Annotated in this window: 14 protein-coding genes and 1 pseudogene; 9 read left to right on the forward strand and 6 right to left on the reverse strand. The window is 38.5% G+C overall.

Translation table 11 applies throughout. The features are described from left to right. Positions 1–62: 62 nt before the first annotated feature. The 3 genes from D5R40_RS23605 to tkt form a co-directional block, all read right to left on the reverse strand. Positions 63–1,058 carry a hypothetical protein gene (locus D5R40_RS23605; RefSeq protein ID WP_124147859.1) on the reverse strand — a complete coding sequence of 332 codons (996 nt, stop codon included), beginning with the start codon at positions 1,056–1,058 and terminating at the stop codon, positions 63–65. A gap of 374 nt (positions 1,059–1,432) precedes the next feature. Beyond that, the gene (locus D5R40_RS23610; protein ID WP_124147858.1) at positions 1,433–1,705 is read right to left on the reverse strand and encodes a hypothetical protein; all 273 of its coding nucleotides are present in this window, start codon (positions 1,703–1,705) and stop codon (positions 1,433–1,435) included. 511 nt (positions 1,706–2,216) lie between these two features. Next, positions 2,217–4,235: a transketolase gene (gene tkt / locus D5R40_RS23615; RefSeq protein ID WP_124147857.1), complete on the reverse strand. Its 2,019-nt coding sequence runs from the start codon at positions 4,233–4,235 to the stop codon at positions 2,217–2,219. Positions 4,236–4,545: 310 nt separating this feature from the next. On the opposite strand from tkt, the gene D5R40_RS23620 reads away from it, so the two are divergent. The 3 genes and pseudogenes from D5R40_RS23620 to D5R40_RS39980 all read left to right on the forward strand — a co-directional run bounded on the left by D5R40_RS23620 (position 4,546) and on the right by D5R40_RS39980 (position 6,995). Next, complete coding sequence (locus D5R40_RS23620) at positions 4,546–5,118, forward strand: hypothetical protein (protein WP_124147856.1); 573 nt, start codon at positions 4,546–4,548, stop codon at positions 5,116–5,118. Positions 5,119–5,577: 459 nt separating this feature from the next. Further along, positions 5,578–5,856, forward strand: a complete 279-nt coding sequence (locus D5R40_RS23625; RefSeq protein ID WP_124147855.1) for a hypothetical protein — start codon at positions 5,578–5,580, stop codon at positions 5,854–5,856. A gap of 155 nt (positions 5,857–6,011) precedes the next feature. Then, positions 6,012–6,995 (forward strand): annotated as a pseudogene (locus tag D5R40_RS39980) (lipoxygenase family protein). 45 nt (positions 6,996–7,040) lie between these two features. Here D5R40_RS39980 and D5R40_RS23635 read toward each other — a convergent pair. Further along, entirely contained in the window at positions 7,041–7,412 is a 372-nt protein-coding gene (locus D5R40_RS23635; RefSeq protein WP_124147854.1) for a hypothetical protein, read from the reverse strand. Between D5R40_RS23635 and D5R40_RS23640 the strand changes: the two genes are divergently transcribed. After that, positions 7,411–7,737, forward strand: coding sequence for a hypothetical protein (locus D5R40_RS23640; RefSeq protein ID WP_124147853.1), 327 nt, complete (start codon positions 7,411–7,413; stop codon positions 7,735–7,737). The genes D5R40_RS23635 and D5R40_RS23640 overlap by 2 nt on opposite strands. Before the next feature lie 79 nt (positions 7,738–7,816). Here the strand turns inward: D5R40_RS23640 and fabF are convergent, their stop codons facing one another. Beyond that, a complete protein-coding gene (gene fabF / locus D5R40_RS23645; protein ID WP_124147852.1) occupies positions 7,817–9,067 on the reverse strand; it encodes a beta-ketoacyl-ACP synthase II in 1,251 nt (416 codons plus the stop codon). A 62-nt stretch (positions 9,068–9,129) separates the two neighbouring features. Beyond that, complete coding sequence (gene acpP / locus D5R40_RS23650) at positions 9,130–9,381, reverse strand: acyl carrier protein (protein WP_124147851.1); 252 nt, start codon at positions 9,379–9,381, stop codon at positions 9,130–9,132. Positions 9,382–9,610: 229 nt separating this feature from the next. On the opposite strand from acpP, the gene D5R40_RS23655 reads away from it, so the two are divergent. The 5 genes from D5R40_RS23655 to glmS all read left to right on the forward strand — a co-directional run. Continuing rightward, the gene (locus tag D5R40_RS23655; protein ID WP_124147850.1) at positions 9,611–10,516 is read left to right on the forward strand and encodes a CoB--CoM heterodisulfide reductase iron-sulfur subunit B family protein; all 906 of its coding nucleotides are present in this window, start codon (positions 9,611–9,613) and stop codon (positions 10,514–10,516) included. 414 nt (positions 10,517–10,930) lie between these two features. Beyond that, complete coding sequence (psaC, locus tag D5R40_RS23660; protein ID WP_006616272.1) at positions 10,931–11,176, forward strand: photosystem I iron-sulfur center protein PsaC; 246 nt, start codon at positions 10,931–10,933, stop codon at positions 11,174–11,176. 663 nt (positions 11,177–11,839) lie between these two features. Further along, on the forward strand, positions 11,840–12,289 hold the full coding sequence (locus tag D5R40_RS23665) for a cupin domain-containing protein (RefSeq protein WP_124155299.1): 450 nt from the start codon (positions 11,840–11,842) through the stop codon (positions 12,287–12,289). A gap of 81 nt (positions 12,290–12,370) precedes the next feature. Then, a complete protein-coding gene (locus D5R40_RS23670) occupies positions 12,371–12,955 on the forward strand; it encodes a hypothetical protein (protein ID WP_153183504.1) in 585 nt (194 codons plus the stop codon). Positions 12,956–13,400: 445 nt separating this feature from the next. Continuing rightward, positions 13,401–15,069: glutamine--fructose-6-phosphate transaminase (isomerizing) (glmS, locus tag D5R40_RS23675; protein WP_124155300.1), on the forward strand; the 1,669-nt coding region annotated here is incomplete at its 3' end.

Consider the following 15,069-nt stretch of genomic DNA (forward strand, 5'->3'; position numbering starts at 1 on the left):
CCTTTGCAAGACAATGGAACAATCTAATTCTGTTTGTTGTTTAATTTCCTTTTTTAAGTCCTTCAAAAAAATTCGCGATCGCCTCGTTTTAATGTGTCAGGATATAACAAGATAGTGTCAGGAAAAGGAAATTTAGAGTAAGACTTATTTCTGTATAGAGCTGATAATTTACTTGAAGCCCATTTTGTTACTTGATCGTCAAAATCTTTACTTGTTTTTTGAGGAATATTTGAACTCAAGAAAGGTTTATGAAGTTCACCACCACCGTACTCTAAATTTGGAGGGATAAAGACCGTTCTCTCTCTTTTTAAATATTTTTGTTTAATTTCAACTGGTTGATTTTCATACTCCACACCAGATAATTCATCGATAAAACTTGAAATTATACGAACTCGTTTATCAGGACTAACTTGAGGACAAATAGGCCATTTTCGTAATCCTTCATACTCCGTTGTAAAAATTGGAAAAAGACGTGAAATAGGAACAGCTATAAATCTATCTTTATCCAAACGATCTTTTACAAAAACTGCCTCCTCGTGAGGAGATATTTTAAGTTGTGAATACTTTTGACAATAATATTCATAAACAGTCTTACCCAAGTCTTTAACAGTATATTGATTTATCGTTTTTCCTGTAGTACCTACATAACGACAAGGAATTTTTTTTGTTCCATTATCACGAAGGAAAAAAGCTCTTTTTTCATCATTAAGTGTTAAATCTGTATGTTGTTGGAGAATCTCATTTTTTTCATTATCTGTATAATCTGCGAAAGATTTTTTACCAACATATTTAGTTCTTATATCCGCAGCAAAGTAAAACCCATCACCTTCTAAATAAACAACACCAAATTTGAAACCACGGTAAGCATTAACAATATCTTTATTTACACCTTCATTTCCCGGAATTTGATTAAAAAACAATGTCCAATTTGAACGCCAAAACTTATCATCAAGACTCTTAAATTTATCTGTAAAAGGTCTTTCTAATATCCTACAAACAAGTTCTCTTTCTTTACCAATAGCATCTTCAATTTTTACATCCAAAGTTTCTTTAGCCACTTCGATAAAATAAGTCTTATCAGGTACATCTGTTATTTCTAATATCTTTCCTACTTCTGGACTATTTCCATCAGGAATTAGAAAAGCTGGATAACCAAAACGTTTAGTAGGATAAACAGGACAAAATAGTTCTTCTCGCCATAATTTATCCGCCCATCTTTGAAGTCGAATTGGTTGATTATTAGCTTTAGGAATCTTTTCAGTTACTTTAAGTATCCGGAAACGATAGACTTCTTTTTCAACACCTCTTTAATTATAATTGATAATCAAGTCAATAAAAACCAAATCGACTTATGCTTTAGTTTTAACTATTAGTACCCAATAGCATTTTTTAGTATTAGTTTAAGTTCTAATGAAATTGGTAATCTATCAATTTATCTACATAGATTTGATAAAGGTTCACCATCTGATTTTCTCTGTAGATAAACTCCTTTCAACAAAGCTTCTAACCCATACTTTGTCAGTGCATCTGATGCGAGTCCTATTACTCCCAAGAATACGATACCACCAATCATTCCTCCGGGTCCTAACATTGCTAATGCTGCTGTAATTGCTGCAGCACCAGTGAACCCCGTCGTTGCCATTGCAATTAAAAGTATAACACCGGGTAATCCTACACCTGCTATCTTTCTTACAGCTTCATCCATAACTATTTTTTCTTGTTATTAAGTAAAGATTTTTTCTTAGTATAAGAAAAACTGTCTAAATATTTCCTCAGCAATAGTAAAATCACGGAAAACCAACTTATTTTTTATTAATAAAAACAAGAATAATATCATGTCCGGTAGCATCGGTATTGTATAGCAAGGGTAGGGAACACCGGAGCTGGGAACAGGGAACAGTCAGGAATACTTAAGAGCAAGAAAAAAACTTAAATTTCCTGTAGATATTCACCTTTGGGTTTACACAAACGCGCCCCAGCGGACATGATATAAATCCTGAAAAATACTGAAGGGAATTGCTATGAAAATTTAAAAGGTTCCCTATTTCTAGAGAACCTCTTTAATGATAGTTGAAATTTTGAGATAGCTAATAGGCAGATATAGCACTACACACTACAATTAAGACAACTATAAAACTTTAAAGCTTATTATCTGTAAAGTTTTAACTCTAGATGACTGCTGACTGCTGAATGCTAAATGCCGATCGCTATGAAAACTAACCCAATACTTCCTTAGCTTTAGCAACAATGTTATCAACAGTGAAACCAAACTTCTCCAGCACAACACCACCAGGAGCAGAAGCACCAAAAGTATCAACACTCAAAGTTGCACCTTCATCAGTCACATAACGATGCCAACCAAAACTAACACCAGCTTCCACTGCCAAACGCTTCTTCACAGCAGCAGGGAACACAGACTCTTTATAAGCTGCATCTTGCTCTTCAAATAATTCCCAACATGGCATAGAAACCACCCGTACTTTCTTACCTTCCTCACGGAGTTTTTCTGCAGCGTCAACACATTGGTAAGTTTCTCCACCAGTACCAATTAAGATAATATCTGGAGTACCTTCGCCATCACTAATAATATAAGCACCTTTAGCAACCCCATCAATGGAACTACCAGCTAAATTAGGTAAACCTTGGCGAGATAATGCTAACAGAGTAGGTTGAGGATGAGAAGATTTAGCCTTTTCCACTGCAACCTTGTATGCACCAGAAGTTTCATTACCATCTGCAGGACGCATCACAAGTAATTGTGGAATCAAACGTAAAGATGCAATATGCTCAACTGGTTGGTGAGTCGGTCCGTCTTCACCTAAAGCGATAGAGTCGTGAGTCATTACCCAAATAACACCAGCTTCAGCTAAAGCAGACAAACGGATGGAGTTCCGCATATAGTCAGTGAACACCAAGAAGGTTGCACCATAAGGAATTAACCCAGAACCATGGAGAGCAATACCATTACAAATTGCTCCCATACCATGTTCCCGAACACCAAAACGCATATTTCGGTTTTGATATTGACCTTTTTGGAAGTCTCCTAAACCTTTGAGTAGAGTCTTGTTAGAAGGAGCTAAGTCAGCAGAACCACCAATTAACTCTGGTAAAACTCCAGCTATAGCATTTAGTGTTGCACCAGACTGGTTACGAGTTGCATCCTTCTTGCTTTCAGGAGTATATTTAGGAAGTGCATCTGCCCAACCTTCAGGTAACTTACCACTTACCATCCGTTCCAAAGTAGCTGCATCTTCAGGATATTTGGATTTATAGTCGGAGAAAAGTTGATCCCATTCTTCCTGATATTTTGCTCCTCGGTCAACTGCTTGGCGGAAATGACTCAGAGCATCCGCAGGCACTTCAAATTCTGGATATTCCCAACCAAGATTTTTCCTAGTAGCTGCTACTTCATCAGGTCCGAGTGCTGCACCGTGAACATCGTGAGTATCAGCTTTATTAGGAGAACCATAACCAATAAGAGTAGTAACTTTGATCATGGAAGGTTTATCAGTAACCGCTTTCGCTTTTTCAATTGCTTCGGCGATCGCATCTAAACCAGTATTACCATCAGTAACGTGCTGAACGTGCCAACCATAAGCTTCAAAACGCTTACTTACATCTTCAGTAAAGGAAATGTCTGTATGACCGTCAATGGAAATATGGTTATCATCATAGAAAGCAATTAACTTACCTAAACCCCAGTGTCCCGCTAAGGAAGCAGCTTCACCAGAAATACCTTCCATGTTACAACCATCACCCATGATGACGTAGGTATAGTGGTCAATTAGGTTACAGTCTGGCTTATTGAATGTAGCAGCTAAATGGGCCTCTGCTGCAGCTAATCCTACAGCGTTAGCAATACCTTGTCCTAGTGGCCCGGTAGTAACCTCGATACCTTCAGTGATGTGATTTTCTGGGTGGCCAGGAGTTTTAGAATCCCACTGACGGAATTGTTTAATTTCTTCCATAGGTACGCTGTCAAAACCTGTGAGGTGCATGAGAGCGTAAAGTAACATACAGCCGTGGCCAGCAGAGAGAACGAAGCGATCGCGATTTAACCATTTAGGATTTTTGGGGTTAAAGCGCATGAACTTATCCCAGAGGACAAAGGCCATTGGTGCAGCACCCATGGGTAGTCCTGGATGGCCAGAATTAGCTTTTTGAACTGCATCAATTGCTAAGAAGCGGATTGAGTTAATACAAAGTTCTTCCAGTGATTGAGTTGTAGCAACCATAGTTATTGTTTCTATATATTGAAATGTGTGAATGCCGGAGCGAATAAACCAGATATTTGTCCACTGTCATACTACAGTTATACTGCTCTGGAATTGTTCTCAGACCATATACATTACAGATCATCTCACTGTAGGGATCTCTAGGCAAGGGAAGTTATCAAGTCAAAAATTTTAAGGCCCTTATGAAGTTAAACTTATGGTGTGGACTTTAGTTATTATTATGAGGTTAAGGGTATGAAACAGTCTATAAGGTTTTATCTCCCAGCCGCATTCCTAAAAGTATTAATATCTAATGTTTGGAGATACCTAGATGAATCAAGATAACACTACTATAGAAGAACGTCGCTTTGATGATATCCAAACTTGGATGTCAACAGGAAAAGGTACAGATTTACCCGAAGTCTTACAGGGTATCTACTTTATGGATGGAAACGATCTACCAGAGGATTGTCTGACTCTGAATGCTTCTGCTTCATGGAATCCTGAGACTCTAACCTTGTCAGTGAGGACTCACGATCCCTTTCAATGGACATTTCATCCTTCAGTTGCTGGACGAAGACTTCTTCAGCAGAATAAGTCCCAAAAATTGCTCATCAAGATACTTTTTCAGGATAATACTTTGAGACGGGCAGATGTGATTCCCCAATTTTATGGAATACAATTTCCTCGCTGGATTCTTGGCTTTGAGATGATCCAAACGGAAGATAGTGTCGATGGTATGACCTGGTATCGCAGAAATAATATCTTTTTTGGTTTGATTCCTGCAGGGAGCTATATTCTCAGGAAGATTGTGGATAAAAATGGCCAAAAAACTCCTGCTTTTCACGATATGCTTGCTAAAGTTCAGGAAACTTGCATTGTTGTGACTAAAAGTAATAAGTAGCTTTTGCTGAAAAAGTCTTTTGGTGAAGTTAGGGAATAAAGTTATTCGATTGACTACTCCCCTAGCTGAAGCCTAGGGGATTCTAAGTTGATACTACGCAACTTCAAAATCAGCAGTTTCTTCAAATAGTCCAACTTATGGGGAGTCACCAATGACTCAATGCTGCAACTCTGGTTAAATTTGATCGGGTGTTAAAAAGTTTTTAGTGTTACTTAGACATTTTATGGTATAAAAAATGCCTGTTAGCTCCGCATTCCGCCGGAAAACCCGCTTGCTGTTAATAATTCATGCCTTTTTGAGGTAAAAAACCCTGCATGTCTATATTTGAGAATATTTTATGACTCTGTTTTGTCTAAGTTCCACCCATTAGAAGATGTTGTTTAAGTTCCCTTCTCCTTAAAATCAAGATACAAATTATACTAAAATAAGCTTAGTATTTTCTAACGGAAAGAGCAAAAGATGTCTGAAATCCAACTAGCAAATTCTTTATCTAAAAATAGCGAACAAAACACCGCCACGAGTCTAGTCAAATTGGCGGCTTTTTTAGTAGCGTTGTACATCCTAGAGCGTGACAGCCCAGCTGAATATAAATATAATTACAGCTATCTCAATCCTCTGGCGATGACAAATGTACCAAGATACAAAATTATAGAGAAAATTGTAGGTTTTCCTGTAATAAAGCTACCTAAAGGCACATTTCCAACACTGCAATGGCTGATCAAGTTAGCCGAGAATTAGAACAGCAAAAGTATATTGCTACTCCAGTAGCACTATTTGCCGTTCCACCTGCTGATAGTTGGTCTAGGTCTTTATTTCCTGTTGCCATTAGTTATCAACGAACAGCTATTAGCACTGAATGGATTTTGTTTACGCCCCTAGATGGGGAATCTTGGATGACTGCTAAAAACATAGTCCAAATGACTGATTCTAACTATCATGAACTCATCAGCCATTTAGGACGCACTCATTTAGTGGTGGAGCCTTTTATTGTCCCTACTAATCACTTACCCGAAGATCATTGTTTAAGAAAACTTTTGGTACCTCATTTCGAGGGGACTGTGCTGATCAATTATGGCGCTCATGCAATATTAGTTGCGCCTGGTGGTACAGTAGACTCTATATTAGCCAGCAGCGTCGGTGGCGATCAAGCTATGGCAGCTAAAGCTGCACAAAGTTATTTGTTTAACTTTAATGAAATTTCATTTCCCCAAACTTTATAAAATCGGGGTGTAGCCGATCCTGACAAGTTACCAACCTATCCCTACCGAGATGACGGGTTACTAATTTGGAATGCCATTGAAATTTGGGTACGGGATTATTTCAACATCTGCTACAGAAACGACTCAGCAGTTGAGAGTGATACCGATTTACAAACTTGGGGCTCAACATTAGTTTCTTTGCAAGGGGGACGGTTGCAAAACTTTGGTGATGATGGACAAGGCAAATTTAACACCATAAATTGTTTAGTCAAAACAATCTCGACAGTGATTTTTACAGCGAGTGCTCAACATGCAGCGGTGAACTTTTCTCAACAAGAAATGATGTACACGCCAGCATTTCCTTTGGCTCGCTATCTTCCAGCCCCAATAAATCCCCAAGATCCTGAGAGTTTCATCAAAGGTTTGCCTTCACTCAGTCAAGCTCAAAGCCAGATTAATACGCTTTATTTACTTGGCTCTGTCTATTACACCCAACTAGGTAAATATTCCCCATCAGCATTTCCAAATAATAATCAATTGCAAGCGGCTTTGAAGAAATTCCAGGATAATTTACAAGCTGCTGAGACCACAATTAAGGACCAAAATCGCCATGCTGACCGTTTAATGCCTTACGAGTTCTTCCTCCCTTCCCAAATTCCTCAAAGCATCAATATTTAGCAGATAGCAAAGTGGGGAAAATGCGATCGCTTTCCATCAGGCTATTCATCTACTAGAGTTGTCCCTAAATAGAGAAAAAAATCGCTCCAACCTAGACAGAGCAACAATTCCAACATCTTTTATCTCATGTCCGGTAGCATCGGTCTTGTATAGTAAATAGGCAACAGGCAACAGCTCATCTGGCAACAGGCAAGAAAAAAACTTAAATTTCTTGTAGATATCCACAAATAGAGGAAAAAATCGCTCCAACCTAGACAGAGCAACAATTCCAACATCTTTTATCTCATGTCCGGTAGCATCGGTCTTGTATAGTAAATAGGCAACAGGCAACAGCTCATCTGGCAACAGGCAAGAAAAAAACTTAAATTTCTTGTAGATATCCACGCTAACTTTTACACAAACGATACCAACAGACATGATATTAGTCGCCAATAGCTACAATCCTTATATAATAGAGTTGTTGGGAATTAAGCAAAAAAAATGGCTAAAACTCTTATTAGTCAAAGTTTATAGCGTTTTTATGTCTAAACTCCTGAAAAGCTTATATAGTAAGCTTTTGAGCATTGTTCAATTCTTATTTCCCAACAACTCTATTTTTCAAATAAGCGTGGGGGATGCCGAAAACGCAGATTTTAGCTGTTTGCGTAGCATCCCGCAGGGAAGCGCTGATAGCTTGTTAAAAAGCGTTTCCGTTCCGGAATCTCCGCAAACAGATACCATTATCTATGCACTACCTTTTTAGGCTGATAGCTGACAGCTAATAGCTAATAGCTAGTAAAAAAGGGGGTGCAAGCCCCCTAAATAATTTCTAGTCCTAACCTCTAGACATATTTCTTAAATGCTAGAGTTACATTATGCCCTCCAAATCCAAATGAGTTGGATAAAGCTGCTTCCACTTTGTGAGCACGACTTATATTAGGGACATAATCTAGGTCACATTCTGGATCGGGATTATCTAAATTGATTGTCGGTGGAATTTTGTCATGGGCGATCGCCATTACTGTTGCTATAGCTTCAATACCCCCAGACCCTGCTAACAAATGACCAGTCATTGACTTAGTTGAACTAATTGCTACCTTATAAGCACTTTCACCTAATGCCTTTTTAATAGCTTTTGTCTCTGTTGGGTCATTTGCTCCTGTACTGGTACCGTGGGCATTTATGTAACTGATTTGTTCTGGAGTTAAACCAGCATCTTTCATGGCCAACTGCATAGCTCTACTTGCCCCCTCTCCATCTGCAGCAGGAGCGGTCATATGATAGGCATCACAAGTCATACCATAACCAACTACCTCTGCATATATCCTTGCCCCACGACTAAGGGCACATTCCAATTCTTCTAGGAGGATAATTCCAGCACCTTCACCCATCACAAAGCCATCGCGATCGCGGTCAAAAGGACGACTTGCATGAGCTGGGTCATCATTACGCCTGGATAAGGCTTTAGCAGAAGCAAATCCTGCCAATCCTAAAGGGGTAATTGCAGATTCCGCCCCACCACAAATCATTGCTTGAGCAAATCCCCTTTGGATCAGACGGAAAGCATCTCCTACAGCATTGGACCCTGAAGCACAAGCAGTCACACAACAAGAGTTAGGTCCTTTGGCTCCAGTGTGAATTGCCGTTAGACCTGCGGCCATATTAGCAATCATCATTGGAATCATAAAGGGGCTACACTTAGAAGGACCACGAGTCAGATATATCTCTTGTTGATCTTCTAATACTTTTAGGCCACCTACCCCAGTGCCAATTATTACCCCCACCTGTTCTGCGTTTAGGTCATTGATTTCAAATTTGGCATCAGTTACAGCCTGTTTGCTCGCTGCAACTGCAAACTGGGAAAACCGGTCCATTCGTTTCGCATCTTTAGGACCAACATAGTCGTGAGGGTCAAATCCTTTTACCTCTCCAGCAATACGACATTTGTGTTTTGAAGCATCGAATCTGGTTATTGGGCCTATACCGTTTTTACCGCTTAATAACCCGTTCCAATAGTCAGATAGGGTGTTGCCAATAGGTGTTAAAGCACCCATTCCTGTGACAACTACCCGTTTCAACTCAGAATTTGTCATAATTTTCGTTTTCAGAAGTTCCATACCCAGAAGGCAGAAACTTTGGGTTTTTGATCGGGATGTTATGCTTTGGCTGTTAGTTCCTGTTCAATATGGTCCACAGCAGCTTGAACGGTAGAAATTTTTTCTGCTACTTCATCTGGAATCTCGATTTCAAATTCTTCTTCCAATGCCATAACTAACTCTACGGTATCTAGAGAATCAGCTCCTAAATCATTGGCAAAATTAGATTCTGGTTTGATTTCTTCTTTTGGTTTTTCTAGCTGGCTGGACACAATTGTCTGTACTTTGTCAAAAATGTCTTCTTGGCTCATAAAATTTTCTCCTTTTTAGTTTGGATGTCGCGTATACAATCTTATCTGAAAACTGAGACCCCTCTATTACGGCACACAGGCAAATGAGTTTTCTAAATGCCTTTTTTTATTTTGTGGTTAAATTTTGTATCAGAATAAGCTTTTAATTATAAATAAGTAACAAAGAAATTATATATACTAATAAGTTATGTCTATGATACTTATCTTCTTTATATAATTAGTTAATGTTATGCCTGTTCAAACACTGAAATATGCTTACTTCCCTGGCTGTGTTGCTCAAGGAGCTTGCCGGGAGCTTTACCAATCGACTCAAGTTCTTACTCAAGCTCTGGGAATAGAGCTAATAGAATTGAAAAAAGCTGCCTGTTGTGGCTCTGGTACTTTTAAGGAGGATTCTCAACTACTAGAAGATACTGTTAATGCCCGTAACATAGCTTTGGCCGAAGAGTTAAATTTAGCCTTACTAACCCACTGTAGTACTTGTCAAGGGGTAATTGGTCATGTCGATGAACGTCTCAAGGAATCTCAACAAGTCAATCCTGACTATGTAGATCAAATTAATGGCCTCTTACAAAAACAGACTTGTTCTCCCTATCAAGGCAGCACAGAGGTCAAACATTTACTTCATGCCCTGGTTGCAGATTATGGTCTAGAAGAAATTCAAAATCGCGTTACCCGTAAACTATCTGGCCTTAAATGTGCTGCGTTCTATGGTTGCTATCTACTTAGAGGTCAAACTAATTTGCCGTTAGATGACCCCTATCAACCAGAATCTATGGAAAATGTATTTCGGGCTATTGGGGCGACTCCAATTTATTACCGAGGCCGGACTCAATGTTGTGGTTGGCCTCTTTCTAGTTATGCCACTAATCAGGCTTTTCAAATGGCTGGAAATCATGTGAGCGAAGCTATTGACAAAGGTGCTGACTGTATGGTAACACCTTGCCCTTTGTGTCACTTAAATTTAGATTCTCGTCAACCAGAGGTAGAAAAAGTTATTGGACGTAAGTTAGGTTTACCAGTGTTGCATTTACCTCAACTGATAGCTTTAGCTTTAGGCGTTTCTCCAACAGAATTGGGTTTGGATCGTCATGTAGTCTCAACTCGTCCAGTATTAGAAAAGTTAGGACTTTGAATTATTTTGAAGAAGGAGTCAGGAGACAGGAGACAGGAGACAGAATGAATTTTATGGGAATTTAAGGAGTCAGAAGTAGGGGCGAAGGCAGTTCACCCCTATAATCAGAAATTTTTTTTGCTTTGGTCTGAGGAACTTGCTCCTGGCCTGAAACTTTTCAAGCAAATCCCCTAGTTGTTAATATTTACTTTTTCCTACAAATAAATTCGGAGGTGTGCTTCTCTACTCTGAAAAAGTTTGGTCATTCATCACTAATTTACCCGAACGTTGAGAAATTTTAAGTTTTTCAACAATGTTTATCAAGGATGAGAAGTGGTGCGGTAAACTAAGTCGAAGCATTCACTTCTAAAACTTGCTGTCTCATCTGCCTTTATGCAGGTACGGCAAAATCAATTTGTTGGGAGAATTTAATTCATGTCTCATTCAGTAAAAATTTATGATACTTGCATCGGTTGCACCCAGTGTGTTCGTGCTTGTCCATTAGACGTTCTAGAAATGGTACCTTGGGATGGTTGTAAGGCAGGCCAAATTGCTTCATCTCCTCGTACTGAAGATTGTATTGGTTGTAAGCGTTGTGAGACTGCTTGCCCCACTGACTTTTTGAGTGTCCGCGTTTACCTTGGCGCTGAAACTACTCGCAGTATGGGTCTGGCTTACTAATACTCTTTTCCCTCTATTGGTTTTTGATTTTAGATTTAATAGAGGGTGGGAAAACTTTAGATATAATAACTTAAAATTTTGTAGAGGGAATTAATAATTTTCCCTCTATTTTTTGTTAATTTCTATAATTATTACCGAATAATTAATAATTAAATAATTCGCGCCTTGAAGCCGACCTTTTTAAGGGGAAAAAAGTGCTAGAATATTTCCTTATATTCAATTCCGTAGCGGTTAAAACTTTCTTGTAATTATCAATTATCTATTATCAATTATCAATTAATGAAAGGAGTTTGGGAGGGTAATTTCAGTTATCAGTTATCAGTTATCAGTACCTCTGGAATAAGGAGGCTTGACCTTGGCGAATATTCTCTTCTCTTGGTCGATTAGATATGGCGAGGAGACCTCGCCATCTCTCGACCGCTTTTTTATCCCCTTAAAAAGGGAGGCACATACCCACAATTTTTCGGTAAAATTATGGAAAAGCCTATTCTTAAATAGGTTTACTCTTGCGAAATATTGATTCAATGGCAATTTCATAACTTATCTCTTTTGTCAAGTTTTATCTTAAGAAATATGTTGATAAAACATAACCTTTTAAGGGGATGAAAAGAATAAACTTTAGTATTTCAAGCCTCCCTATTGCACGAAGTACTGATAACTGAAATGACACCCAATTCAAATGAAGTAATTAATTTTGTAGATGATACTACCAAGTACAACAAGATTGCTTCGGCAATGAGAGAACTTGTGGGTCAATTTATGCCAATTAAGGTGATTGAAGACTCTCCACCTTTTGCAGTTGCAAGGTTGGGGGTATTTTCCCAAGCAGGACAAGGGCCAATTGTTGAAGAACTCGTAATGTACCTACCTAATTCTCGTCATAGAGCTCATATCCATGATGAATCAGATGCAATTATCAAAATAATTACTGGAACTGGTGTTGTAGTAATTAACGGAAAACCTATACCTTACAAACCAGGTGATGTGCTTGATTTCCCAAAAAGTATCAGCCATGGTTTTGAGGTAGGAGATGAACCTACACTTTTCCTATCTACTCAAATACCTGGGATTATCAGAAGTGATGGGTCTGTGGACTTTAGATATGCAGATTGAAAATAGAGTTCTACTTCATAGAAATAATTGCTTAATATTAAGATAATACTTGAAATATTCAGGTAAAAAAAAGTAGTGAAGATGGATTTACAAGAAGCTTTAGAAAGATATCAGGGTACTAAACTCAACCTTGATGAATTGAGCAAATATCAACAGTGGGCTTTCCGTTATTTCCATAATGAAGAATTTGTCTTGAACCCAAACCTTTCAGTAACTATACAGTTAGACTTGGTAAAACCTCGTGAGGTTTATGAGAGGTCTTTTCAAAATGCCCAAGGAGCCTCTTTTCAAGCTTACTTGATGTGGAACTTAGTCAAAGCTTTATCTTTAGAGTGGACTTTCTGTACGCGTAAAATTGACGAGGAGTGGTATCTCTTTAAAAATCTTCCAGTTTATTTTCCAGTTGCTGTTGGTGGAGATGATAGGTTTAAAGATGTGGTTATTAACGATATTATCTTGATGGATTGGACAAAGTTTTGTAGAGTATATCGAGACTCTATTGAAAACTCCAATATAGATGTTGGCTCTCTTCCTCCATTGACATGGGGGATTTCTCATTTTATTGGTAATTTACCCTACCTAAACTTTACATTATTTCAAATGCACAGTGGAGTTATGAAAACTAGTCGGTCTATGTTTTACTTTGGACAACGCCACAATTTGTAGCAACGACAGACTGTTCCGTTAAGCATTACCTTCGACCATGCTAATTGAGATCCCTATGTGTTGAACAATCTCATGCAAACCTATCAAAATTTGTTGATAACAGTTTAATTTAACTGAGGGAAACAATGTTGAAAAAGGTCGTAATTTAAAGAAGCAGTCAGCGGTCAGCAATCAGCAGATTTTTTTTGAGACTCCCTAGTTTGTGGAGCATTCCAGAACGGAAAGGAGATTTCAACTCCTCCGAGGGCGATCCGGCCGATAGGAAGCTGAGGATTTTTACCCAGAGCTGCTAAAAGCTGATAGCTAGTTAATTGGCGATGAACTTGAGAATTGTCCTAACAAAACCTGCAATTGCTATGGCAAAGAAAAAGCTAACTATCCTACGGGATAACTAACTTTGAGTAAGTATTATATATAGTCAAAGTTAGTCAGAATAAAAAATAAAATGTGTGGAATTGTTGGTTATATTGGTACGCAGTCAGCTACAGAAATTTTACTATCTGGACTAGAAAAACTAGAATATCGGGGTTATGATTCTGCCGGACTGGCCACTGTTTGGGAGGGGCAAATTAAATCTATTCGGTCTAAGGGTAAACTACACAACCTGCGGGAAAAATTGGCCGGAATAGAAATGCCAGCTAATATTGGTATTGGTCACACTCGTTGGGCGACTCATGGCAAACCGGAAGAATATAATGCTCATCCTCATACTGATGATACTGGACGAGTGGCAGTAGTTCAAAATGGGATTATTGAAAATTATCGGGAATTACGCAGAGAATTAGAAGGTCGGGGACATAAATTTATTTCTGATACTGATACGGAAGTTATCCCCCACTCAATCGCAGAATTTTTATCTAATTTTACTGAAGGCAACAGGGAAGCATTTTTAGAAGCTGTACGTCAGACTGTGAATAAACTGGATGGAGCATTTGCGGTCGCTGTTGTTTGTGCAGACTATCCCAACGAACTTATTGTTGCTAGACAGCAAGCACCTCTATCTATTGGTTTAGGACAAGGAGAATTTTTCTGTGCTTCTGATACTCCTGCTCTTGTATCCCATACTCAAGTTGTTGTCAGTTTAGAAAATGGTGAAATAGCTCGTTTAACACCTCTGGGGGTAGAAATTTATAATTTTGCAGGCGATCGCTTGAATAAAATACCCCGTATTCTTAACTGGAGTCCGATTTTAGTTGAGAAAAATATTTTTAAACATTTTATGCTCAAGGAAATTCACGAGCAACCAAATGTTATCCGGGGTTGTTTAGAAACTTATATTAATAGCGATTGGGATATTAATAACGATCATGTTTCTCCGACTAATTTAGAATTATCCCCTGCTCTATATCAAGACTTAGAACAAGTTGAAATATTTGCCTGTGGTACGAGTTGGCACGCTAGTTTAATTGGGAAATATTTATTGGAACAATTAGCGGGAATTTCAACTACAGTTAATTATGCTTCTGAAGCTCGTTATGCACCTTCTCCTCTGAAAAAAAATACTCTAACAATTGGTGTTACTCAATCTGGAGAAACAGCAGATACTTTGGCAGCTTTGTCAATGGAACAACAACGACGTTTAGATAAACCAGCCGAATTTTCATCAAGGTTGCTAGGAATTACTAATCGCAGCGAAAGTTCTATTGCTAACTTAGTTCACCAAATTATTGATATTCGGGGAGGTCTTGAAATTGGTGTAGCTGCTACTAAAACATTTGTGGCACAGGTAATGGCGTTTTATTTATTAGCTCTAGAATTAGGCTGGCAAAAACAATATTTATCTGGTGAAGAAATTGCAGGAATTGTTAATGGTTTGCGACAGATACCTGCACAGATGGAACAGATATTAGAAGCTCAAGATAGCCAAATAGAAGATTTTGCTCACCAGTTTAATGATACTCAAGATTTTATCTTTGTGGGTCGAGGAATTAATTTTCCAATTGCTTTAGAAGGCGCTCTCAAACTGAAAGAAATTAGTTATATTCACGCTGAAGGATATCCCGCTGGTGAAATGAAACATGGTCCGATCGCTTTGTTGGATGATAAAGTGCCTGTAGTTGCGATCGCTATGCCTGGTTTAGTATATGAAAAGGTACTTTCTAATGCTCAGGAGG

The sequence above is a fragment of the Okeania hirsuta genome (assembly GCF_003838195.1).
In the GTDB taxonomy this organism is placed as follows: domain Bacteria; phylum Cyanobacteriota; class Cyanobacteriia; order Cyanobacteriales; family Microcoleaceae; genus Okeania; species Okeania hirsuta.

What these genes read in the sequence shown, in the direction of transcription:
- D5R40_RS23610 (WP_124147858.1), bottom strand. Translation starts at nt 1,705, where the DNA reads ATGGATGAAGCTGTAAGAAAGATAGCAGGTGTAGGATTACCCGGTGTT.
- tkt (WP_124147857.1), bottom strand. Translation starts at nt 4,235, where the DNA reads ATGGTTGCTACAACTCAATCACTGGAAGAACTTTGTATTAACTCAATC.
- D5R40_RS23620 (WP_124147856.1), top strand. Translation starts at nt 4,546, where the DNA reads ATGAATCAAGATAACACTACTATAGAAGAACGTCGCTTTGATGATATC.
- D5R40_RS23625 (WP_124147855.1), top strand. Translation starts at nt 5,578, where the DNA reads ATGTCTGAAATCCAACTAGCAAATTCTTTATCTAAAAATAGCGAACAA.
- D5R40_RS23640 (WP_124147853.1), top strand. Translation starts at nt 7,411, where the DNA reads ATGATATTAGTCGCCAATAGCTACAATCCTTATATAATAGAGTTGTTG.
- D5R40_RS23635 (WP_124147854.1), bottom strand. Translation starts at nt 7,412, where the DNA reads ATGTCTGTTGGTATCGTTTGTGTAAAAGTTAGCGTGGATATCTACAAG.
- fabF (WP_124147852.1), bottom strand. Translation starts at nt 9,067, where the DNA reads ATGACAAATTCTGAGTTGAAACGGGTAGTTGTCACAGGAATGGGTGCT.
- acpP (WP_124147851.1), bottom strand. Translation starts at nt 9,381, where the DNA reads ATGAGCCAAGAAGACATTTTTGACAAAGTACAGACAATTGTGTCCAGC.
- D5R40_RS23655 (WP_124147850.1), top strand. Translation starts at nt 9,611, where the DNA reads ATGCCTGTTCAAACACTGAAATATGCTTACTTCCCTGGCTGTGTTGCT.
- psaC (WP_006616272.1), top strand. Translation starts at nt 10,931, where the DNA reads ATGTCTCATTCAGTAAAAATTTATGATACTTGCATCGGTTGCACCCAG.
- D5R40_RS23665 (WP_124155299.1), top strand. Translation starts at nt 11,840, where the DNA reads ATGACACCCAATTCAAATGAAGTAATTAATTTTGTAGATGATACTACC.
- D5R40_RS23670 (WP_153183504.1), top strand. Translation starts at nt 12,371, where the DNA reads ATGGATTTACAAGAAGCTTTAGAAAGATATCAGGGTACTAAACTCAAC.